The 20982-nt window shown below is 73.9% G+C and carries 18 protein-coding genes, 1 tRNA gene and 1 pseudogene; 4 read left to right on the forward strand and 16 right to left on the reverse strand.

Annotation, left to right across the window (positions count from 1 at the left end):
* Positions 1-33: 33 nt before the first annotated feature.
* Positions 34-1023, reverse strand: coding sequence for a TauD/TfdA dioxygenase family protein (locus tag GC722_RS07520; RefSeq protein WP_156609382.1), 990 nt, complete (start codon positions 1021-1023; stop codon positions 34-36).
* A gap of 572 nt (positions 1024-1595) precedes the next feature.
* On the opposite strand from GC722_RS07520, the pseudogene erm reads away from it, so the two are divergent.
* Positions 1596-2460 (forward strand): annotated as a pseudogene (gene erm / locus GC722_RS19475) (23S ribosomal RNA methyltransferase Erm).
* On the opposite strand, the gene GC722_RS07530 reads toward erm, so the two are convergent.
* From GC722_RS07530 to GC722_RS07590, 12 genes are all read right to left on the reverse strand, one after another.
* Positions 2363-3028, reverse strand: a complete 666-nt coding sequence (locus GC722_RS07530; protein ID WP_331714506.1) for a response regulator transcription factor — start codon at positions 3026-3028, stop codon at positions 2363-2365. The pseudogene erm and the gene GC722_RS07530 overlap by 98 nt on opposite strands.
* Positions 3025-4230 (reverse strand): sensor histidine kinase, encoded by a 1206-nt coding sequence (locus GC722_RS07535; protein WP_197429894.1) that lies wholly within the window; start codon positions 4228-4230, stop codon positions 3025-3027. Before GC722_RS07535 ends, GC722_RS07530 begins: the two co-directional genes overlap by 4 nt.
* Positions 4231-4606: 376 nt before the next feature.
* Complete coding sequence (locus GC722_RS07545; protein ID WP_331714507.1) at positions 4607-6112, reverse strand: MFS transporter; 1506 nt, start codon at positions 6110-6112, stop codon at positions 4607-4609.
* A 137-nt stretch (positions 6113-6249) separates the two neighbouring features.
* Positions 6250-7644 carry an ABC transporter substrate-binding protein gene (locus GC722_RS07550; protein ID WP_331714508.1) on the reverse strand — a complete coding sequence of 465 codons (1395 nt, stop codon included), beginning with the start codon at positions 7642-7644 and terminating at the stop codon, positions 6250-6252.
* On the reverse strand, positions 7641-8528 hold the full coding sequence (locus GC722_RS07555) for a carbohydrate ABC transporter permease (RefSeq protein WP_156609385.1): 888 nt from the start codon (positions 8526-8528) through the stop codon (positions 7641-7643). Before GC722_RS07555 ends, GC722_RS07550 begins: the two co-directional genes overlap by 4 nt.
* A complete protein-coding gene (locus GC722_RS07560; RefSeq protein ID WP_156609386.1) occupies positions 8528-9442 on the reverse strand; it encodes a carbohydrate ABC transporter permease in 915 nt (304 codons plus the stop codon). Before GC722_RS07560 ends, GC722_RS07555 begins: the two co-directional genes overlap by 1 nt.
* An 88-nt stretch (positions 9443-9530) precedes the next feature.
* Positions 9531-11063 carry an alkaline phosphatase D family protein gene (locus tag GC722_RS07565; protein ID WP_156609387.1) on the reverse strand — a complete coding sequence of 511 codons (1533 nt, stop codon included), beginning with the start codon at positions 11061-11063 and terminating at the stop codon, positions 9531-9533.
* A gap of 137 nt (positions 11064-11200) precedes the next feature.
* Positions 11201-11749 (reverse strand): maltokinase N-terminal cap-like domain-containing protein, encoded by a 549-nt coding sequence (locus tag GC722_RS07570; protein ID WP_156609388.1) that lies wholly within the window; start codon positions 11747-11749, stop codon positions 11201-11203.
* 24 nt (positions 11750-11773) lie between these two features.
* Positions 11774-12094 carry a hypothetical protein gene (locus GC722_RS07575; protein ID WP_156609389.1) on the reverse strand — a complete coding sequence of 107 codons (321 nt, stop codon included), beginning with the start codon at positions 12092-12094 and terminating at the stop codon, positions 11774-11776.
* A 72-nt stretch (positions 12095-12166) separates the two neighbouring features.
* On the reverse strand, positions 12167-12844 hold the full coding sequence (locus GC722_RS07580; RefSeq protein ID WP_156609390.1) for a hypothetical protein: 678 nt from the start codon (positions 12842-12844) through the stop codon (positions 12167-12169).
* A gap of 140 nt (positions 12845-12984) precedes the next feature.
* A complete protein-coding gene (locus GC722_RS07585; protein WP_156609391.1) occupies positions 12985-14571 on the reverse strand; it encodes an ABC transporter permease in 1587 nt (528 codons plus the stop codon).
* Positions 14568-15470, reverse strand: a complete 903-nt coding sequence (locus GC722_RS07590) for an ABC transporter ATP-binding protein (protein ID WP_197429895.1) — start codon at positions 15468-15470, stop codon at positions 14568-14570. Before GC722_RS07590 ends, GC722_RS07585 begins: the two co-directional genes overlap by 4 nt.
* 48 nt (positions 15471-15518) lie before the next feature.
* Here GC722_RS07590 and GC722_RS07595 point away from each other — a divergent pair, with 48 nt between their 5' ends.
* Positions 15519-15977 carry a GbsR/MarR family transcriptional regulator gene (locus GC722_RS07595; protein WP_156609393.1) on the forward strand — a complete coding sequence of 153 codons (459 nt, stop codon included), beginning with the start codon at positions 15519-15521 and terminating at the stop codon, positions 15975-15977.
* 131 nt (positions 15978-16108) lie between these two features.
* Here GC722_RS07595 and GC722_RS07600 read toward each other — a convergent pair.
* The 3 genes from GC722_RS07600 to GC722_RS07610 all read right to left on the reverse strand — a co-directional run bounded on the left by GC722_RS07600 (position 16109) and on the right by GC722_RS07610 (position 18286).
* Positions 16109-16182 (reverse strand) — tRNA-Pro (locus GC722_RS07600).
* Between the two features lie 104 nt (positions 16183-16286).
* Complete coding sequence (gene der, locus GC722_RS07605) at positions 16287-17645, reverse strand: ribosome biogenesis GTPase Der (protein WP_156609394.1); 1359 nt, start codon at positions 17643-17645, stop codon at positions 16287-16289.
* On the reverse strand, positions 17642-18286 hold the full coding sequence (locus GC722_RS07610; RefSeq protein WP_408609306.1) for a (d)CMP kinase: 645 nt from the start codon (positions 18284-18286) through the stop codon (positions 17642-17644). Before GC722_RS07610 ends, der begins: the two co-directional genes overlap by 4 nt.
* Positions 18287-18420: 134 nt before the next feature.
* On the opposite strand from GC722_RS07610, the gene GC722_RS07615 reads away from it, so the two are divergent.
* Together GC722_RS07615 and GC722_RS07620 are read left to right on the forward strand one after the other, a co-directional pair.
* Positions 18421-19275, forward strand: a complete 855-nt coding sequence (locus tag GC722_RS07615) for an alpha/beta fold hydrolase (RefSeq protein ID WP_156609396.1) — start codon at positions 18421-18423, stop codon at positions 19273-19275.
* Positions 19276-19393: 118 nt separating this feature from the next.
* On the forward strand, positions 19394-20965 hold the full coding sequence (locus tag GC722_RS07620; RefSeq protein WP_156609397.1) for an alkaline phosphatase D family protein: 1572 nt from the start codon (positions 19394-19396) through the stop codon (positions 20963-20965).
* Positions 20966-20982 lie beyond the last annotated feature (17 nt).

Here is a 20982-nt window from a genome sequence, read left to right on the forward strand (position 1 = left end):
CGCCGCCGGGCGGCCGCCACCGTCGTGGGAGGGTCAGGCGACCTGGGAGAAGTGGCTGGCGTCGCCCTGGCGCGGGGTGGAGCTGACCCCGTCCACGCTGACCGGCACGTCGCCGGCCAGGGTGATGCGGTGCAGCAGGCGCTCCTGGTCGCCGTAGTCGGCGACGCCGTAGTGCTGGGTGGCGCGGTTGTCCCAGATGGCCAGGTCGCCCGGCCGCCACTGCCAGCGCACGGTGTTCTCCAGCCTGGTCACGTGGCGCTGCAGCAGCTGGAACAGGTCGTCGCTGTCGTGGGTGTTCAGCCCGACGATGCGGCGCACGAAGTGGCCGGCGAGCAGCACCTTCTCCCCCGTCTCGGGGTGGACGCGGACCAGCGGGTGCTCGGTCTCGAAGACCTGGCTGGCGAACTCGTCGCGGTAGGCCTGCTCCTGGACGTCGATGCCGCCGATGCGCTTCTCGTCGCGCTCGGCCACGTAGTCGTAGAGGTTGCTGTGGACGGCCCACAGCCGCTCGGCCAGGGCCTGCAGCGCCGGGTGCAGCGCGGCGTAGGCGGTGGCGGTGTTCGCCCACACGGTGCTGCCGCCGTGGCTGGGCAGCTTCACCGCACGCAGCAGGCTGATCGCCGGGATGCGGTCGACGAAGGTGACGTCGGAGTGCCAGCTGTTCGCCTTGCCGTGGCGGGAGTCGATCGGCAGCACGCCGGACTCGTTGCCCCGCACGGTCGGGTGCGGTGCGGTGGGACGCCCCAGCAGGCTGGCGAACTCGTACTGGGCGGTGTCGTCGAGGTGGTCCTGGCCGGAGAAGAAGACCACCTTGTGCGCCAGCAGCGCGCGGCGGATCTCGCCGACCACGTCCGGGTCGAGGTCGCCGCCGAGGCGGACGCCCTCGATCCGGGCGCCGATGTTCTCCCCGGTCCGTTGCACGCCGATCAGGCGGTAGCCGGCCTGGCCGGTCTGGGAACGGGCGGTCTGGGGCTGGGCGGTCTGGGGCTGGGCGGTCTGGGGACGGGCGTCGAGCAGGGTCATGGGAGGGTCTCCTCAGGTGGTGGTGTGGGCCCGGCGCACGGACGTCGTCGCCCTGCCGACGGCGGACGTCGGTGCGGGGGCCGGGGTGGAGCAGCCGGGTCACCGAGGGGTGAGCGGCGGTGACGCGTCGGGACGAGACGTCGGACGCGGGTGGTACCGGGGGCCCTGCTGCCCGGCAGCCGGGCTCAGGGCGAGCAGGTGGTCAGCGACAGCGACAACACGTGGCCGCTGGCTGGCAGACGCCGCTCAGCAGGACATTCCCGGTTTCCATGCTGGAACACTAGGGAATACCGCGAGGAGCTGTCCACGCCTGATCGGATCCTGAGACGGCGATCTCGTGCGGTCGCGGAAAACCGGGTGTGACCGACGCCGCAGGCCGCTAGCGTGCCGGCCATGTGCTCGGGTCCCGCGGCCGCTGCCGGCCGCCAGCTCACCGTTCGCGACCGCAGCGCCTGACGGCGCGGCGACGCACCTCGATCGCGCCGTCCTTCCGGATGCCCTCGGCACCCGGGAGCGGCCCGCTACGCCCGTACGGCCCCTCGGGTGCTCCACCTCGAACGACGGAGCACGTCATGCACGCCCGGTCCTCCTCCGGTGGCCGCCACGAGCTCGGCCAGAACTTCCCGATCCACCGTCCCACCATCCGCCGGGTCGTCGCCCTGGTCGAGCAGACCCACGGCCCCGTCCTCGAGCTGGGCGCGGGCGACGGCGCCCTCACCGTCCCGCTGGCCCGGCTCGGCCGCGACCTGCTCGCCGTGGACGTCGACGAGCACCGGGTCCGCGCGCTCGCCCGCCGCCTGCCCGGCGTGGCGGTGCGCCACGCCGATGCCCTCACCGTCCCGCTGGACCGGCCGGTCGTGGTGGGCAACATCCCCTTCTCGCTCACCACCCCGCTGCTGCGCCGGCTGCTGCGGTCGCCGGCCTGGCAGCAGGCGGTCCTGCTCACCCAGTGGGAGGTCGCCCGCAAGCGGGCGGGCGTCGGGGGGCGGCACGATGCTGACCGCCCAGTCCGCCCCCTGGTTCCGCTTCGAGCTGCACGCCCGGGTCGCGGCCCACCACTTCTCCCCCCGGCCGGGCGTCGACGCCGGGCTGCTGCGCGTGGTCCGCCGCGACCGGCCGCTGGTGCCGGCGGCCGAGCGGCGTCGCTACGAGGACTTCGTCCGCCGGGTGTTCACCGGCCGCGGGCGCGGGATGGCGCAGGTCCTCGACCGGCTGCCGGAGCGTCGTGCCGGGGTGGCTGGGCTGCTGTCGGCGGCCCGGGTGCCCCCGGGTGCGCTGCCCCGCGACCTCGGGCCGGAGCAGTGGGCGTCGCTGTGGGCGGGCCTCAGCGGGTCACGGCTCAGCGGGCGCCACCGGGACGGACCAGACCGGACTCGTAGGCGAGGACGACCAGCTGGGAGCGGTCCCGGGCGCCGAGCTTCGTCAGCAGCCGGCTGACGTAGGTGCGGGCGGTGGCGGGGCTGATGTAGAGGCTGGCGCCGATCTCGTCGTTGGACTCCCCCAGGCCGACCCGCGCCAGCACCTCGCGCTCCCGCTCGGTCAGCTGCTCGAGCAGCTCCGGCCGGGTCCGGCTGTCCGCGTGGTCGGCCACCACGGCCATCACCCGGCGGGTGACGGCCGGCGACAGCAGCGCCTCGCCGGCGGCCACGACCCGGATGGCCGAGCGCAGCTCGGCCGGGGTGACGTCCTTGAGCAGGTAGCCGGCCGCGCCGGCGCGGATGGCGGCGAGCACGTTCTCGTCCTCGTCGAAGGTGGTGAGCACGACCACCCGCACGGCGGCCAGCGAGGGGTCGGCCGCGACGGCGCGGGTGGCCGCGATGCCGTCCAGCCGGGGCATCCGGATGTCCATCAGCACGACGTCGGGCCGGTGCTGGCGCACGGCGGCGAGTCCGCTGCGCCCGTCGCCGGCCTCGGCCACCACCTCGATGTCGCCGTCGTGCTGCGCCAGCGTGCGCAGACCCGTCCGGACGAGCTCCTGGTCGTCGACCAGCACGATGCGGATCACGGCGACAGCCTCGCAGGCAGGCTGGCCTGCACCCGGAACCCGCCGGCCGGGCCGGGCCCGGTGGTCAGCGAGCCGCCGAGCAGCCGCACCCGCTCGGCCATCCCCGCCAGCCCGTAGCCGCCGCCGGTGCCGCCGGGCGGTGCGCCCCGGCCGTCGTCGGTGACGCTCAGCTCCAGCCGGCCCTCGCGTACCTCCGCCGTCACGCTGGCCCGGGTGGCGCCGGCGTGGCGCAGCACGTTGGTGATCGCCTCCTGGACCACCCGGTAGGCCGCCGCGTCGACCGGGGCCGACAGCTCCGCGGGGCTGGCGCCGACGGCGGTGGTCACCTCCAGGCCGGCCCGGCGGGCGCTGTCGACCAGCTCCTGGAGACCGGCCAGCGAGCGGACGCCGCGGCTCTCGTCGGCGGTGTCCTCCCCGGCCGAGCGCAGCAGGCGCACCATCGAGCGCAGCTCGCCGAGGGACTGCCGGCTGGCGGTGCCGATGCGCTCCAGCGCCTCGGCCACGGCGCGCTCGTCGCGGCCCACCGCCTCGGCGGCGACGCCGGCCTGCAGCGAGATCACCGACAGGGTGTGCCCGACGGTGTCGTGCAGCTCGCGGGAGATCCGCTCACGCTCCCCCTGCAGCCGCGAGGCGGCCTCGCGGGCCAGCTGGTCGCCGGTGAGCCGGGCGATCTCGGCCTGCTGCAGCGCCTGGATGCGGCGGCCGCGGACGCTGGCGCCGAGGGCGGTGGCCGCGGCGAACAGCGCCAGGTTGGACACCGTCTCGTAGCCGAGCAGGAAGCCGACGGCCTCCTCCCCGTCGCGCAGCCGGAAGAACAGCGAGACCACGAACACCACCAGCCCGCCGCCGACGGACCAGCGCAGCAGGCCGGCCTCCGCCACCGAGTACAGCGCGGGGACGACCGGGACGGCGACGCCGATCGGCGGGTAGTCGCGGGTGTAGTAGGCGAAGACCCCCAGCACGCTCAGCACCAGGACGGTGCGGGGCAGCCGGCGGCGCAGCAGCAGCAGCGCGCCGAAGCCGGCGGCGAAGAGGTAGGCGACCAGGTCGGGACGACGGGTGCCGCCCACCCCGATGGCGATGACGAGCGCGAGGGCGAGCGCGACGGCGGTGCCGAGCAGCGCGTCCACCACCCACGGCGGCGCCTGACCCGCGCCGCGGCCGTCCCGGGCGCCCGGGACCGGTGCCGCTGCCTCCTCCACGGTGCCCAGCGTAGGAGCCGGGCGGTCCGCGGTCATCGGCTCGCCGGCGGCGCGGCACGTCGCCTCTCGACGTAGCACGCCTGCGTCAGCGGTCGACCCGGGTCGAGCGCCGCAGCCGATGCCCGGCGAGGGCCCGCGACCCTAGCGTGACGGGCATGAGGACGCTCAGCTCGCTGCACTGGCCGCTCGTGGTGGGACTCGGTGCCCTGGCCCTGGTCCGCCCGCTCGTCAGCATCGTCGAGGACCAGCTCGGGGTCGGCGACCCGCCCGCCGTCCCCGTCGTCATCACGCTCGTCGTCTCCGCCGTCTGGGTGGCCGCCGTCGGGCTGGGTCGGGTGGCCCGACCCGTGCTGACGCTGGTCTGCGTCGGGCTGACCTACGCGGTGCTGTCGATCCTGCTCAGCGGCGTCCTCTCCCCCGTGCTGACCGGGCAGCTGCAGGGACCGCTGGCCAACCCGGTCGCGGTCGTCCCCGTGCTGGCCGTCAACGCCCTGTGGGGTCTGGCCACCGGCGGCCTCGCGCTGCTGCTGCAGCGCGCCCGGTCGGACCGCGGAGCCGGCGAGCACGCCCGGTCCTGACCGCCTCCCACCCCCGACCGGCGGAGCGCCGGCGGCCGGGAGAGCGGTAACGACCGGCCCGACGTCCACGGCGCGAGGTCGTCCACCTCACGGGTGCCGCGCAGCGCCAGGTGCAGCGGGACGGCAGCCAGCGTCAGCAGGGCACCCGAGACCACGAGCGTGGCACGTAGACCGAGGACCTCGCCGAGCACACCCCCGAGCAGGGCGCCGAGGGGAAAGCCGCCCATGACGAGGAAGCGCGTGCTGGCCGTCACGCGGCTGAGCAGCTCGTCGGGGCACAGCTGCTGGCGGAGGCTGGCGCTGGTGATGGCGTAGACCAGCTGGCCCGCACCACCCACCGCCGAGCCCACCACGGCGAGCACGGCGAGCCACCCCGGCTGTGCCAGCGGGGTGAGCAGGTTGACCGGTCCGGTCAGGGCCAGGGACAGCCAGATGGTGCGCGCCGATCCGAGCCGCCGCGACAGCCGCGGGGTGAGCGCGGCCGCCGCCATCGCGGCCACCGACCCCGCGGCGAGGAGCAGCCCGACCGTGGTGGGGCCGAGACCGAGGGTCCGCACCCAGAAGATGAACGTCACCGCGGAGGCGATCGCGAAGGCGACGTTGCTGGTCGCGCTGGTCGCGGCGGTCGCCCGCAGCACCGGGTTGCGCACGACGAAGGCGAGGCCCTCGCCGACCTGCGCCCGCAGCCGCACGCGTCCGGTGGCGGGTGCCGCCGGCGCCGGTTCGACGGTGCGGATGGCCAGCAGCGACGCCGCGGAGACCAGGAAGGTGCCGACCTGCACCAGGACGACCTGGGAGGCGCCCCAGACGCCGACCAGCCAGCCCCCGAGGGCGGGACCCACCAGCTCGCCCGAGGCCCGCACCGTCTCCAGCGAGGAGTTGCCGGCCAGCAGCCGGTTCCGGCCGACGACCGTGGGGGTGTAGCTCTGGTAGCCGACGTCGAAGAAGACCCGGGCGAACCCGGTCAGCAGCGACACCACCACGAGCTGGGTGATGCTGAGCAGCCCCAGCGCGGCGGCGACCGGGATGGTGGCCAGCAGCGCGGCCCGAGCCAGGTCGCTGGCGACCAGGACGGGTCGTCTGCGCAGCCGGTCGAGCCAGGCGCCGGCCGGCAGCCCGACCAGGGCGAAGGCCAGCGTCGAGGAGGCGGTGACCAGCCCCAGCTGCCAGGGCGAGGCGTGCAGGGTCAGGACGGCCAGCAGCGGCACGGCCACGCCGCTGACCTGGGCGCCGAGCTGGCTGGTGGTCTGGCCGAGCAGCAGGAGACGGAAGTCGCGGTGGGCGAGCAGGGACGGGGCGGGCACGAGGTACCTCCGGGAGCAGCGGGCGGGACGACCCCACCCACGTCAGCTCGACCGCGAGGCGTTGCTCGGGGGAGGACAGCATCGCCCGGTCCGGGCTCCCCCGTCAAGGCACCCGGACCGGTGGACCAGCCCGCCGGCTACTGCACCGCCTGGTTGTAGTTCTCGATGGTCAGTCCGACGTTCTGCCGGGCCTTGGTCATCGACTCCTGCGGGTCCCCGCCGATGAGGGCACGCTCCAGCCCGTCCTCGCTGGCCTTGCGTATCTGCGGCATCGACCCGGCGGCGCAGCCGGTTGAGGTCGGCGACAGCTCGGTGCGCCGCAGCGACTCGATGGCCACGGTGAAGCTGGGGTTCGCGGCCAGGTACTCCTTCTCCTGGGGCAGCTCGAGGGCGGCGGTGTTGATCGGGAAGTACCCGGTCTCGATGTGCCACTGCGCCTGGCTCTCGGGGCTGGCGAGGAACTGCACGAGCTGCCAGGAGGCCTCCTTCTCGGCCTCGGTGTGCCCGAGACCGGAGATCCACAGGCTGGCCCCGCCGATCGAGGGACCGGCGCCCGGGGCGAGCTCCCCCGACACCACCGGGTACGGCGCGACGCCCAGCTCGAACTTGCCCTCGGCGGCGGTGGCGAAGGACTTCAGCGCCCCGGTGGACTCCAGCGTGATGGCGGTCTGGCCGGCCTTGAAGGCGTCCTGGGCGTCCTTGGTGACCCGTCCGGTGTTCACCGCCAGACCGTCGGCGGTCATCTGCTGCCACCAGCCGACGGTCTCCACGACGGTGGGCTGGTCGAGCAGCGCCTGGGTGACCCGCTCGCCGTTGCGCCCGTTCTCGGCGTCGCACCACAGCTGCTGGGAGGTGGAGGCGAACTGCTCCAGCAGCCACCCGTAGATGGCCGCCCCGAAGCCGTACTGCACCGGGCCGCCGCGCGAGGCGCTCAGCCGCTCGGCCGCGGCGCGGATCTCGGCCAGGTTCCCGGGCGGGTCGTCCGGGTCCAGGCCGGCGGCCCGGAACGCGTCCTTGTTGTAGTACAGCAGCGGGACGGAGGAGTTGAGCGGCATCGACCACTGCCGTCTGGCCACCGAGTAGTAGCCGGCGATGTTGGGCTGGATCTGGTCGAGGTCGTAGCCGTCCCGCTCGGCGAAGTCGGCGATCGGCACCACCTGCCCGGAGTCGATCATGAACTGGGTGCCGATGTCGTACACCTGCACCAGCGACGGGGTGGTGTCGGACTGCACCGACGCCTTGTACTTGGTGATGGCGTCGTCGTAGGTGCCCTGGAAGACCGCGGTCACGTGGATGCGGCCGGCGTGCTCGGCGTTGAACTGGTCGACCAGCTTCTGCAGCGCGATCCCGTTGGTCGCGTCCATCGAGTGCCAGAAGGTGATCTCGGTCAGCCCCTGGGTGGTCTCCAGGGCGTCGGCCGCGGGGACGGCGGTGCTGCCCTCCGGGCGTCCGCCGCCGCAGCCCGACAGCGCCAGCACCACGGCGAGCACGGCGGCGAGCGCCGCCGCGGCCGTCCGGCTGAGCCGGTTCACCGCCCTGCTCCCGCCGTGAGCCCGCGGACGATGAACCGCTGCCCGAACAGCACCAGCAGCAGCGTCGGGAGCAGCGCCAGCGCCACCCCGGCGAGCACCATGCCGGGGTCGTTGGCGTCCACCGACTGCAGCTGGGTGATGCCGATCTGGATGGTCTGGTTCTCCGGTGCCTGGGTGATCAGCAGCGGCCAGAAGTACATGTTCCACGCCGAGAGGAACGCCCACACCCCCAGCGCGGCGATCGAGGGGCGGGTCAGCGGGGCCAGGATCCGCCACAGGAAGCCGAAGGTGCTGACCCCGTCCACCCGGGCGGCGTCGCGCAGCTCCATCGGGAAGGTGAGGAAGGCCTGGCGCATCAGGAAGACGCCGAAGCCCGCGGCCAGGTACGGCAGCGCCAGCGCCGCGATGGTGTTCACCAGCCCGAGCTCGGCCATCGCCAGGTAGTTGGGGATGATGATCGCCTCCCAGGGGATCATCATCGTGCTGAGCAGCAGGAAGAACCAGAAGGTGCGGGCCCGCAGCGGCAGGAACACCAGCGCGTAGGCGGCGCACACGCTGGTGACGAGCTGACCGGCGACGACCAGCGCGGCCACCACGAACGAGTTCAGGTACTGCCGTCCCAGCGGGATCACCTCGAGGGCGTTGGCGTAGTTCTCCGGGTGCAGCCCCGAGACCGGGAACAGCTTCGGCGGGAAGGAGGTCAGGTCCGCCGAGCCCATGAAGGAGCCCACCAGCCCGAAGTAGACCGGGAAGAGCAGCACCACGAACAGCACCCCCAGGCCGAGGTAGGTGCCCAGGGCCGACGGCGTCCGCCGACGGGTGCGGCGCTGCGGCGACGGGTCGTCGGTGGAGGTCGGCGGTGCGACGGTGGCGGTGGTGGTCATCAGCTGTAGTGGACCTTCCGCTCGAGGACCCCGAACTGGAACCCGGTGATCACCAGCACCACCAGCAGCAGGACGATCGCCTGCGCCGACCCGGCGCCGAAGTTGGAGTTGTTGTTGGCGAAGGCCACGTCGTAGATCGAGTAGACCAGCGTCGTGGTGGAGCGGTCCGGGCCGCCGCGGGTGAGGATGTGGATCTGCCCGAAGCTCTGCAGCGCCTGGATGGTGCCGGTGACGGCCAGGAAGAACAGCTGCGGGCTGATCAGCGGCATCACGATCCGGGTCTGCAGCCGCCAGCCGGTCGCGCCGTCGAGCCGGGCGGCCTCGAGGACGTCGTCGGGGACGGCCCCCAGCCCGGCCGAGAGCACGAGCAGGTTGTAGCCCACCTGCATCCACACCGAGGTCAGCGCCACCGACAGCAGCGCCCACGGCGGCTGGGTGAGCCAGCCGACCGGGCCCAGCCCCACCAGCGACAGCAGCCCGTTGAAGGCCCCGGTGGCCGGGTTCATCATGACCCCGAACAGCACCGCGGCGGTGGCCACCGAGTAGGCGAACGGCAGCGCGAACGCGGTCCGGAAGAAGCGGACGAAGCGGATGCGCTCCGACAGCAGCAGCGCCAGCACCAGCCCGATCAGCATGCTGGGGACCACGGTGAGCAGCACGAACGCGAACGTGGTGAGCAGGATGCGGCCGAACTCGCCGCTGGTCACCAGCAGCTCGTAGTTGCGCAGCCCGACGAACCCGTTGGGCCGGCCGAACAGGTCGCTGCGCTGGAACGAGAGGTAGATGGATCGGCCGAGCGGGAGGAAGAAGAAGGCGGCGAAGACGAGCAGCGCCGGCAGCAGGTACAGCAGCGCGACGGCGGACGAGCTGCGGTGCCGGACGCGTCGGACGGGGGTGGAGGCGACGGTGCCCATGGCAGCAACGTAGTTCACCTGCTGTTCACCTGGGCAGCCGCCCCGCCGGGGTGCCGGGACGGGCGGGGACGGCCGGGGCCGCCGCGGGTCAGCCGCGGGAGCTGACCGACCCCACCTCCGCGCCGTAGCGCAGCGACCACGTCGGGGACAGCGTGATCCGCCCGTCCGGCCGGGTGATCTCGTTGCCCAGCCGGTAGGTGGTGGTCCAGCTGCCCGCGGTGACGGTGTGGATGCTGAGCCCGTTGTACTGCGCCCAGCCCGCTCCCTCGCCGTACCCGTACGCCGCCAGGAACCCGGGTCCACCCTGCCCGGCCACGCGGACGGCCTCCCAGTTGTTGGCGCTGCCGCTGGTCATGGCCGCGTTGACGAACTCGGTGGCCACCGGCGTCGAGCTGACGTCGTCGGGGTCCCGCTGGACGTGGGTGACCATGGCGCAGTGGATGTCGCCCGAGAGCACCAGCGGGTTGAAGGTGCGCGGGTCGGCCTGCTTGCGGGCCAGCAGCGCCTCGGTCAGCCGGCCGCGGGTGCCGGCGTGGTCCTTCCACAGGCTGCCGAAGCCGGCGAAGCTGCTGATCGGGGTCTGCGTCCCGATGGCGGTGAAGCGGGCGGTGCTGGTGGTGACGAAGTCCAGCAGCTCGGCCTCCTGGGCGTCGCCGAGGAGGGTGTCGCGGCCGACGAACTGGCGCATGTCGGTGAGGAAGAGGTCGAGGGCGTCGCCCCACCGCACGCGCCGGTGCAGCGGCAGCCGCAGCCGTCCGCCCGCGTCGGGCTCGGGGCGTCCCCGCAGCGGCAGGTTCTCCCAGTAGGCGCGCAGGGCGGCGTTCCACCGCGGCGGCCGGGCGCCCAGGTTCCCGCCGCGGACGTCGTTGAAGAACTCGTGGTCGTCGGGCACCGCGTAGACGGGGAAGCGGCGGTGCAGCTCGCGCAGGCTCTCGCGGCTCTTGTACTGCCCGTAGCGGGTGCGGTAGCCGCCGAGGTCGTCCACCGGGGCCGGCGGCAGGTGCGCGGCCCGGCCGAACTCGTAGATGTAGTCGCCCAGGTAGACCACGAAGTCGACGTCGTGCGAGGCGACGAGGTCCGAGATCCCGTTGAAGTGCAGCTCGTTGTCCACCCCGGCCAGGTTCTGGCAGTTGATCACCGCGAACCGCACGGGGGTCGAGGTGCCGGCGGTCGGCAGGGTGCGGGTCTCCCCCACCGGGCTGCGGTGGTCCCCGACGAGGAACTGGTAGTGGTAGCGGGTCCGCGGCCGGAGCCCGGTCACCAGCGCGTGCACCGAGAACGCGTCGGCCCTCACCGCGGCGTAGGAACCGACGAAGACGCAGCGGCGCTCGTCGGCCAGCCGGTCCGCCGAGGTGGCGACGCGCAGCGTGACCGTCACCTCCTGGTGCGGGTCCATGCCGAACGAGGTCGCGCGGTCGGTGGGGTCCGGTGCCAGCCGGGTCCACAGCACCACCGAGGTGTCGTCGGCGTCGCCGGAGGCCACGCCGAGCCTGAAGGGGTCGGCGGCGACCGTCGCGTGCGCGCTCGCGGCCGGGGCCAGGGTGGCGGCCGCGAGGCCGACGCCGGCCGCGGACAGGAACCGTCGGCGGTCGAGCGAGGGGTCAGGGGATGTGGGGTGCATGGCGAGCCTTGCCGGTCGGCGGGCGGGGACGCCCACACCCTGCCCCTGCCAGGGGTCAGCCCGGCGACACCCGGGCGAACGTCCGGCGGCGGGACGACGACCTGCGGCCGACCTCGCGCCGGGCGGCACGCCGGCGGCTACCGCGGAGCCGGCCCCAGCTCCGCCACGACCGCCTGCCCACCGTCCCAGGTGGCGACCAGCGCCGGTCCCCGGCCCGCCGCCGGGCCGAGCTCGTCGGACACCCGCACGGTGCTCCGGTCGGCAGCCTCGGCCGTTCCCTCACCGGCGGCGACGGTCAGCGCGACCGTCGGCTCGCGGGTGCCGACGCGTTCCCCGTCGGCCCACAGCTCCAGGACCGCCTGCTCCTGCTCACCGAGGAGGGCGCGGCGGAAGCAGTCGAGGGCGACCGGGTCGGTGGTGCCGTCGTACACCCACCGCCGCCCGAGTGCGGAGTGCTCCATCGTGGCGACGAGCTGCGCGGCCGGGTCGTCCAGCGGGGCGCCGCGGTAGCTGAAGACGGTGTGCCGCAGCCGCCCGCCGGCCCGGACGACGAACGCCTCGACACCCACCTCGCCGGCGGGGTCGTCGAAGCGGTAGCTCCCCAGGATCTCGACGGGGCCGCCGAGGACGGTCTCGAGCAGCTCCTGCTTCGTCGGGGTGATCGAGGCCTGGTGGATGATCGCCATGGCAGCAGGATAGGAGGGCCGCGGTCAGCCGTCGGCGGATCGGAGCCGCGTGGTGTCGGAGCGCCGGCCGGAGCGGAAGGTCTCCAGCGCCTGGTGCGGCGGCACGGAGGAGGCGGCGAACAGCACCGACCCGTCCGCGGCCACGTAGAGGGTGCCGCCGCCCCGGACCAGGTGGGACACCGTCACCGCGCCGTCCTCTGGCAGCAGCCGGTACCCCAGCGGTGCGTCCTCGGGCACCATCCGCCGCCAGAGCGCGGAGCCCACCTCCAGCAGCCGCTGCTGCGCGGCGGTGGGCGTCGGGGCGTCACCAGCGGTGGACGGCTCGGGCCTCCCCGTTCCGGTCATCTCGTCCTCCACGTCCTCACCCCGCCGCCGGGGATCCCCTGCTCGCCTCGTCGAGCATGGTGCCGCACCGGCTCAGGTCAGCACCTCCCACAGCACCCCGAGGGACAGCATCGCCCCCGCGACGACGCCCAGACGGAGCAGCCACCGCCAGCTGGACACCGGCCGCAGCCGTCGGCCCTCCGCGGCGAGGTCGGGCGAGCCGGGCTGGCGCGGGTCGCACCACCGCGCCCAGGAGCCCACCGTGCCGCCGAGCAGCCCGACCAGCGTGGTGAGCCGCTGCCGGGTCGCCGGGTCCAGCGCCGAGACGGGACGGCGCACGTGCACCAGCAGCCAGTCGTCGACGACCTCCAGGTCGAAGGACCAGCCGTACTCGAGCACGACGGCCACCACGTCGGGGGTGAGCAGCTGCCGGGCGTCGTGCTCGTACCCCTGCGGGCAGTGCAGGGCGAACGTGGCGTCGAAGGGCTGCCCGAGCCGGAGCCGCTGGCCGCGGGCCACCCCCTCGGAGGCGTCGGTGGAGATGATCCCGCCGCCGCGGCGGTTCTCGAGCACGAGGTGGGGCAGCCGGCGGTCCAGCCGCACCGCGGCGAAGCCCCAGCTGGTGCGGTCACCGTTGCCGATCTGCCCTCGGGCGTCGCCGTACAGGACCTCGCGCGGTCGCTCCACCCGGTTCACCACCGTCACGACCGCCGTGGGGGCGTGCTCGAAGACCACCCCGGGCAGCGTCGGGACGGACGGGACGCTGCTCACCGCTGCCGCTCCTTCCTCAGGCTGTCATCCCATCCTGGCGGGCCAGCCGCGCGACCCGACGCCGGGGTCGGCGCGGACCGCTGCCGGCGTCACGCTCGGGCACGCGCCGGTCGACGTCCTCCTCAGCCGGGCCGTGGCTGTCAGGTCCGGGTCAGGTCGCGGCGCTGCAGCCCGAGTGCGCCGCCGACGGTGAGCGCGGCGGCCAGTGCGGTGACGACGAGGACGGGGGCGAGCTCGGGAGTCCCGGTGAGCAGCTGCGGGACCTGGGTGTAGGGCGAGATCCGCAGCACCTCCCCGTCGAGGTGGCCGAGCTCGACGAGGAGCTCGAGCAGGAGCAGGACCCCGAGGACGGTGTAGCTGACCGGGGCTGCGACCCTCGGCGCCCAGCCGTGGAGCAGCACCGCGATCGCGGTCAGCACCCAGATGGCGGGGAGCTCGACGAGGGTGGCGGCGACCATGAGGAGCAGGCCGCCCGGGTCCCCCGTCATCGCGGCGTAGCCGAGACCCAGACCCAGGCCGAAGGCGAGCTGGTTGACGGCGGTGCCTGCCAGGGCGGTCACGACCGATCCAGCCGCCCACCGGATGCGGGACACGGGTGCGGTGAGGACGTTCTCGGCCCGGCCGCTGGTCTCCTCACCACGCAGCCGCAGCACCGCCTGGATGCCGAAGACGGTCGCCACCTGGGCGAAGACGTAGACGACCAGGGCGATGAACCCGAGCGCCGGGTCGGGCCCGTCCGCGAGCCCGCTGAGGGCGCCGCTGTCCCGGAGCTGCCGCGCGGTGCTGTCGGCGAGGGTGGCGACCAGCGCTCCGAAGGCGAGCAGCGCGAGCGACCAGGCCGCCGACGTGCCGAGCTCCAGGCGGAGGGCGAGGCTGACGGGGCCATGCAGGCCCCGTCGCGCGCGGGGTCTGCCGCTCCGCCCGGGGAGCAGTCCGGCGCCCACGTCGCGGACGGCGAGCCGCGCCGCGGCGGCGAGCAGGCCCGCGGTGAGGGCGAGGGCCGGGAGGAGGGGGCGGCCGTCGTCGGCCGCGTAGGGCTCGACCGAGCTCAGCCAGCCGTAGGGGCTGGCCCACGCGAGTCCTGGCAGCCGGGCGGCGTCTGCGGTGCCGCGGACCACGTAGCAGGCGGCCATGACGACGACCGCGAGTCCGGTCGCGCCTCGCGAGGTGGCAGCGAGCATCGCGGTGACCGCCGCTACCCCGGTCATGAACGCACCGGCCGCGAAGAGCTGCGCGCCCATCCAGGACGAGCCGGCGGGAGGAAAACCCAACGCGGTGCAGCCGACCGCGATGGCGGCGCCGGTGACCAGGTTCGCGCCGACGGCGACGATCGCGGAGCCGGTCAGCGGGGTGAGGCGTCCGACGACGGCGCTGCCCATGAACTCCCGGTAGCCGTCCTCCTCGGCAGCCCTGGTGTGCCGGACCACGGTGGACGCGCTGGCGATGCCGAGGAGGAGCACGATGAAGCCCTGCACCCGCCACGCGGCCAGTCCCGGGACGGTGTCGGCGTCGATGCGGCCGATCATGAAGAGCTCGGCCGGGGAGCTGTTGATCTGCTCGGCGTATCCGGCCCGTGCGGCCTCGGTGGGATACGTCGCGCCGATGGAGGCGGCGATCCCGACCGCCAGCAGGACGGCGATGCCGTGCCAGAGCGCCAGGCGCAGGCGGTCGCGGCGCAGGACGAGGCGGACGAACGGTGCACAACCGGCCAGGACGTCCATCGTCAACGACCGTTCTCCGCTGCGGCGGGTGTCGTGTCGTAGAAGCGCATGAACAGCTCTTCCAGGGTCGGGGGCGCGACCGTGAGTGCCTGGATCCCGCCTCGTTCGAGCTCACCGAGCACGGCGTCGAACGAGTCGACGCGTAGCCGGACCCGGTGGCCGTCGACCTCGACGGAGGTGACCCCGGGCAGCTGGGCCAGATGGGGCGGGACCGTGGTGAGGGTCGCGGTGACCGACGTCGCGGTGAGGTGGCGCAGCTCGCCCAGCGAGCCGGACTCGACGACCCTCCCCGCACGGATGATGCTGACGCGGTCGCACAGCTCCTCGACCTCGGAGAGGATGTGGCTGGACAGCAGCACCGACCGTCCGTCTCGCTTCACCTCGGCGATCGTCTGCTTGAACACCGCCTCCATGAGCGGATCCAGACCGGACGTCGGCTCGTCCAGGACCAGCAGCTCGGCATCGGCGGCCAGGGCCGCGATCAGGCCGACCTTCTGCCGGTTCCCCTTCGAGTACGTCCGTGCCTTCTTGCTCGGGTCGAGCTCGAACCGCTCGACCAGCGCATCCCGGCGGGCCGGGTCGAAGCCGCCTCGGAACCGGCCCATCAGGTCGATGATCTCCCCGCCGGTGAGGTTCGGCCACAGGGCCACGTCGCCGGGCACGTAGGCCAGCTTCCGGTGCAGCCGGGTCGCGTCCTCCCACGGGTCCAGCCCCAGCACCTCGCAGCGTCCGCCGTCGGCGCGCAGGAGGCCGAGGAGGATCCGGATGGCGGTGGTCTTGCCCGCGCCGTTGGGCCCGAGGAAGCCGTGCACGGTGCCCTGCTCGATCTGGAGGTCGAGGCCGTCGAGGGCACGGGTGCGGCCGAACGACTTGACGACCGACGACATCGCGAGAACACTCTCCACGACCACAGGATACATATGGTTCACGAATTTTGTGAAAGGTGAACATCGATGCCGGATGCCGAGGAGCTGGCGGCCTTCGTCGAGCGGTACGCCGAAGCGCTGACGCTGGCCGGGTGGCCGCGCATGATGTCGCGGGTGTTCGCCCGTCTGATGGCCGCCGAGGGTGGCCGGAGCACGGCCGCCGAGCTCTCCCAGGCTCTCGGCGTCGGCGCGCCGGCCATCTCCGGCGGCATCAAGCCCCTCCTGCAGCTGGGCCTCGTCACCCGGGAGCGCGAGCCCGGCGACCGGCGCGACTACTACCGGGTCCAGGAGGACGCCTGGTTCCGCGCCGTCGCCGGCAACGACGCCACCCTGGCCCGCTGGCAGGAGGCGTCGGAGGCCGGGGTGCGGCTGCTGGGCACGGACACCGAGGCCGGCAGGCGGTTCGAGGAGACCCGACGCTTCTTCGCGTTCCTGCGTGAGGAGCTGCCCCGGCTGATGGACCGCTGGCACGACGCGCAGCGTTGAGCCGCAGTCGGCGGCGCGCGGCCGGTGCTCGACCAGCTCACCGACGTCGACGTGTCGCCCCGGCCACCGACCCCGGGGAACGTCCCGAGCACGACGAAGGCCCTGGTGAGAACCCCACCAGGGCCTTGACGTCGGGCTGACAGGATTCGAACCTGCGACCCCTTGACCCCCAGTCAAGTGCGCTACCAAGCTGCGCCACAGCCCGCCCGCTCCTCCGCATCACCGGCGGAGCGTCCGAAACACTACCGCAGGTGCCGCCCGGGCCACCAATCGACACCACGAGCCGGGCGGCGCCACCGATCACGTGGCCTAGCTGCGCTCCTTGCGCTTCTCCCGGGCGCGGACCTCGAGGTGGATCGGGGTGCCCTGGAAGTCGAAGTCCTCGCGCAGCCGGCGCTCGACGAAGCGGACGTACTGCGGCTCGATCTGGCCGGAGGTGAAGAGCACGAACGTCGGCGGACCGGCCTGGGCCTGGGTGCCGAACAGGATGCGGGGCTGCTTGCCGCTGCGGACCGGGTGCGGGTGGGCCGCCACCACGCGACCGAGGAAGGCGTTGAGCTTGCCGGTGGGGACCCGGGTCTCCCAGGCGGCGAGCGCGCCCTCGATGGCCACTCCCAGCCGGTCGACGTGGCGTCCGGTCAGGGCCGACATGTTGACGTGCCCGGCCCAGCCGAACTGCACCATGTCGCGCTCGATCTCGCGGTTGAGGTAGAAGCGGCGCTCGTCGTCGGTCAGGTCCCACTTGTTGAAGGCGACCACCAGCGCCCGGCCGGCCTCCTCGACCATGGTCAGGATCCGCAGGTCCTGCTCGGTGACCGGCGCGCTGGCGTCGATCACCACGATGCAGACCTCGGCCCGCTCGATCGCGCCCTGGGTGCGCAGGCTGGCGTAGTACTCGTGCCCCGAGGCCTCCTTCACCCGCCGCCGGATGCCGGCGGTGTCGATGAACTGGTAGGTGGTGCCGCCGATCTCCACCAGCTCGTCCACGGGGTCCACCGTGGTGCCCGAGGCGTCGTCGACCACCGCCCGCTGCTGGCCCGACAGCTTGTTGAGCAGGCTGGACTTGCCCACGTTGGGCTTGCCGACGATGGCCACCCGGCGCGGGCCGCGGGGCACCTCCTCGGCCTCCCGCGGCGCCTCGGGCAGCGCCTCCAGCACGGCGTCCAGCAGGTCGCCGCTGCCCCGCCCGTGCAGCGCCGACACCGGGTAGGGCTGGCCCAGCCCGAGGTTCCACATCGAGGCCGCCTCGGCCTCGGTGCGCTGGTCGTCGACCTTGTTCGCCGCCAGCACCACCGGCTTGCGGCTGCGGCGCAGCACCCGCACCACCGCCTCGTCGACGTCCTGCACGCCCACGGTGGCGTCCACCACGAGCAGCACGGCGTCGGCGGCGGCGATGGCCAGCTCGGCCTGCTCCGCGATCTGGGCGGCCATGCCCTGGGCGTCGGGCGCCCAGCCGCCGGTGTCCACCACCACGAACTCGCGGCCGTTCCAGCGGGCGTCGTAGGACACCCGGTCCCGGGTCACCCCGGGGACGTCCTGCACCACCGCGGCGCGGCGGCCGATGATCCGGTTGACCAGGGTCGACTTGCCCACGTTGGGGCGTCCGACCACGGCCACCACCGGACGCACGGTGGTGGTGCCCTGCTCCTGCTGCTCGTGCTCGCTCATCGTGCGACCTCCTCGGCCAGGGCCACGATCGTGTCGATGACCTCGTCCAGGCTCAGGTGGGTGGAGTCGACGAGGGTCACGCCGTCGGCGGCCTCGGTGAAGGCCGCGACGGTGGAGTCGTCGCGGTCGCGGCGGAGCACCTGGTCGGTGACCTGCTCGGTGTCGACCCGCTCCCCCAGCTCGGCCTGCCGGCGGGCCACCCGCGCCGCGGGGTCGGCCACCAGCAGCACCCGCACGGGGGCGTGCGGGGCGACCACGGTGGTGATGTCACGGCCCTCGGCGACGATGCCCCGGCGCGACTCGGCGATGATCTGCTGCTGGCGCAGCACCAGGTCGACGCGGACCTCCGGCACGGTCGCCACCCGGCTGACCGAGGCCGACACCTCCGGCTCGCGGATCGCCTGCGTGACGTCGGTGCCGTTGATGCTGATCCGCGGGTCGTCGGGGTCGGTGCTGACCCGCAGGTCGGCGCCGGTGACCACCGCGGCGATCTGCTCCGGGGTCTCGGCGCCGTCGCGGGCCGCCTGCCAGGCGCAGGCCCGGTACATCGCGCCGGTGTCCAGGAAGTCCAGCCCCNNNNCCGGGTTCTCTCGGTGTTCACGACCGACCAGCCTAGACGGCGACCCGCAGGCGGGGAGAATGCGAGCCCCGGCGCCGTCGCGTGGAGCTGCTCCCGCCCGGTCCCCGCGATGAGTCGCGACCACCTGCCGGGTCTGAGACGGCAGGTCCGCAGAGCCGGCGGACCCCCACCCACGGGATCTCAGGAGGAGCGGTCATGACGGAGCGGGGCAGGCAGGTCGCGGTGAACGGCGTCGAGCTCTGCGTGGAGACCTTCGGCGACCCGGCGGACCCGCCCGTGCTGCTGATCGGCACCACGATGATGAGCTGGCCCGACGAGCTGTGCACGGCGCTGTCCGGACGCCACGTCGTGCGCTACGACCAGCGCGACACCGGCCGCTCCACCGTCGTGGACCCCGACGCGCCCGCGTACGACCTGCGCGACCTGGTGGGCGACGCGTCGCAGCTGCTGACCGCCCTGGGGCTGCGACGAGCGCACGTGGTGGGGATGGGCGTCGGTGGCTTCGTCGCCCAGCTGCTCGCCCTCGACCACCCCGACCAGGTCGCGTCGCTGACCCTGGTCTCCACCCGCCCCGTCGCCCCCGGCCCCGTCGACCCCGACCTGCCCGGCCACGCGCCGCAGCTGGCGGAGCTGCTCGGCCGTCCGCAGCCGGACTGGACCGACCGGGACAGCGTGGTGGAGCACGTGACCGCCGCGGCAAGAACGCTGGCGGGTCCGCGGGGCTTCGACGAGCGGGACGTCCGGGCGGCCGCCGGTGCCGTCTTCGACCGGAGCCGGCCGACGGCGTCGGCGCAGCGCGCCAGCCACCTGGGCACGGTGTTCGCCGCCCTCGACTGCCGCCCCCGGTGGCGTGAGCGCCTCGGTGGCATCACCGCGCCGACCCTGGTGGTGCACGGCGACGAGGACCCGTTCTTCCCGCACGGCAACGCGGTGGCGCTGGCCTCGGAGATCCCCGGTGCCACCCTGCTCACCCTGCCCGGGACCGGCCAGGGTCTGCCGCGCGTCACCTGGCCGACCGTGGTGGACGCCCTGCTGCGTCACACCTCCTGACGCCGGCGGGCGCTGACACCGCGGCGTCGCCGAACCGCCGCCGACGCGTGGGGCTCGCGTCACGGTCCGTGCACCGCGACCTGAGGGCATGGGTGCCACCCCTACCCCAGGAGATCCCATGAGCACGAACCTGAACCGACGCCAGCTGATCGGAGCCGGTCTGGCCGGCGGGCTGGCCCTCACCTCGACCGCGACCCTGCCGTCCCTGGCCGACGAGAGCAGCGAGACCGACCTGTTCACCCTCGGCGTCGCCTCCGGCGACCCGCTGCCGGACTCGGTGGTGCTGTGGACGCGGCTGTGCCGCTCGCCGCTGGCCCCCGACGGCCTCGGCGGCATGGCGGCGCGCCGCTACCCGGTCCGCTGGGAGGTGGCCGAGGACGACGCCTTCCGCCGTGTCGTCCGTCGCGGCAGCACCGTCGCCGCCCCCTCGTGGGCGCACTCGGTGCACGTCGAGGTCGACGGGCTGCGTCCCGGGCGCGACTACTGGTTCCGCTTCCGCGCCGGCCGCCAGCTCTCCCCGGTGGGTCACACCCGCACCGCGCCGGGCTACGACGCCGACCCGGCCGCGCTCGCCTTCGCCTTCACCTCCTGCCAGAACTACCCGGCCGGGTACTTCACCGCGCTGCGGCACATGGCCCAGGACGACCTGGACGTCGTGCTGCACCTGGGCGACTACATCTACGAGGGCGGCGGCGGCGGCGCCCTGGGCCGTGCCCACGCCCCGGCCTCGGAGACCTTCGGGCTGGCGGACTACCGGGTGCGGCACAGCCAGTACAAGACCGACCCCGACCTGCAGGCGCTGCACGCCGCCCACGCCATGATCAGCGTCCCCGACGACCACGAGGTCGAGAACAACTGGGCCGGCGACATCTCCCAGGTCGACACCGAGCCCGACCAGGACCCGGCGGTCTTCCGGCAGCGCCGGGCGGCCGCCTTCAAGGCCATGTACGAGAACATGCCCTACCGGCGCGCCCAGCTGCCCGACGGCCCTGACATGCGGCTCTACCGCCGCGTCCGCTACGGCCGGCTGCTGGACTTCTCGATGATCGACACCCGCCAGTACCGCGACGACCAGCTCGAGGACTGCGTCGGCGACTGCGAGGCCCGCCGCGACCCCGGACGCACCATGCTGGGCGAGGCGCAGGAGCGCTGGCTGGTCGACGGCCTCGCCGACCCCGGCGCCGCCCGGTGGAAGGTCGTGGGCAACCAGGGCATCTCCTTCGAGGCCGACCGGGTGGCCGGCCCCGGGGTGGCCTACAGCCAGGACAACTGGGGCGGCTACGCCGGAGCGCGGCAGAGCCTCTACGACCAGGTCCACGAGGCCGGCGTGGAGAACCTCGTGGTGGTCACCGGGGACGCCCACCGCAACGCCTCCGCCGAGCTCAAGCTCGACTTCGCCGACCAGTCCTCGCCCACGATCGGCACCGAGTTCCTGGGCACCTCGGTCAGCTCCGGCGGCGACGGCGGCGACCAGTCCGCGCTGACCCGGACGTGGCTGGCGGAGAACCCCCACATCAAGTTCGCCAACGACCAGCGGGGCTACCAGCGGGTCCGGGTCAGCCGGGAGACCCTCGAGGTCGACTACCGGGTGCTGGAGTACGTCACCCGTCCCGGCTCGCCGGTCAGCACCCGGGAGACCATGGTGGTGGAGTCGGGGCGCCCCGGGATCGTCGCCGGCGGCCGGGTCTGAGCTCCTCCGCGGGACGC

The sequence above is a fragment of the Auraticoccus cholistanensis genome (assembly GCF_009742705.1).
GTDB lineage: Bacteria > Actinomycetota > Actinomycetes > Propionibacteriales > Propionibacteriaceae > Auraticoccus > Auraticoccus cholistanensis.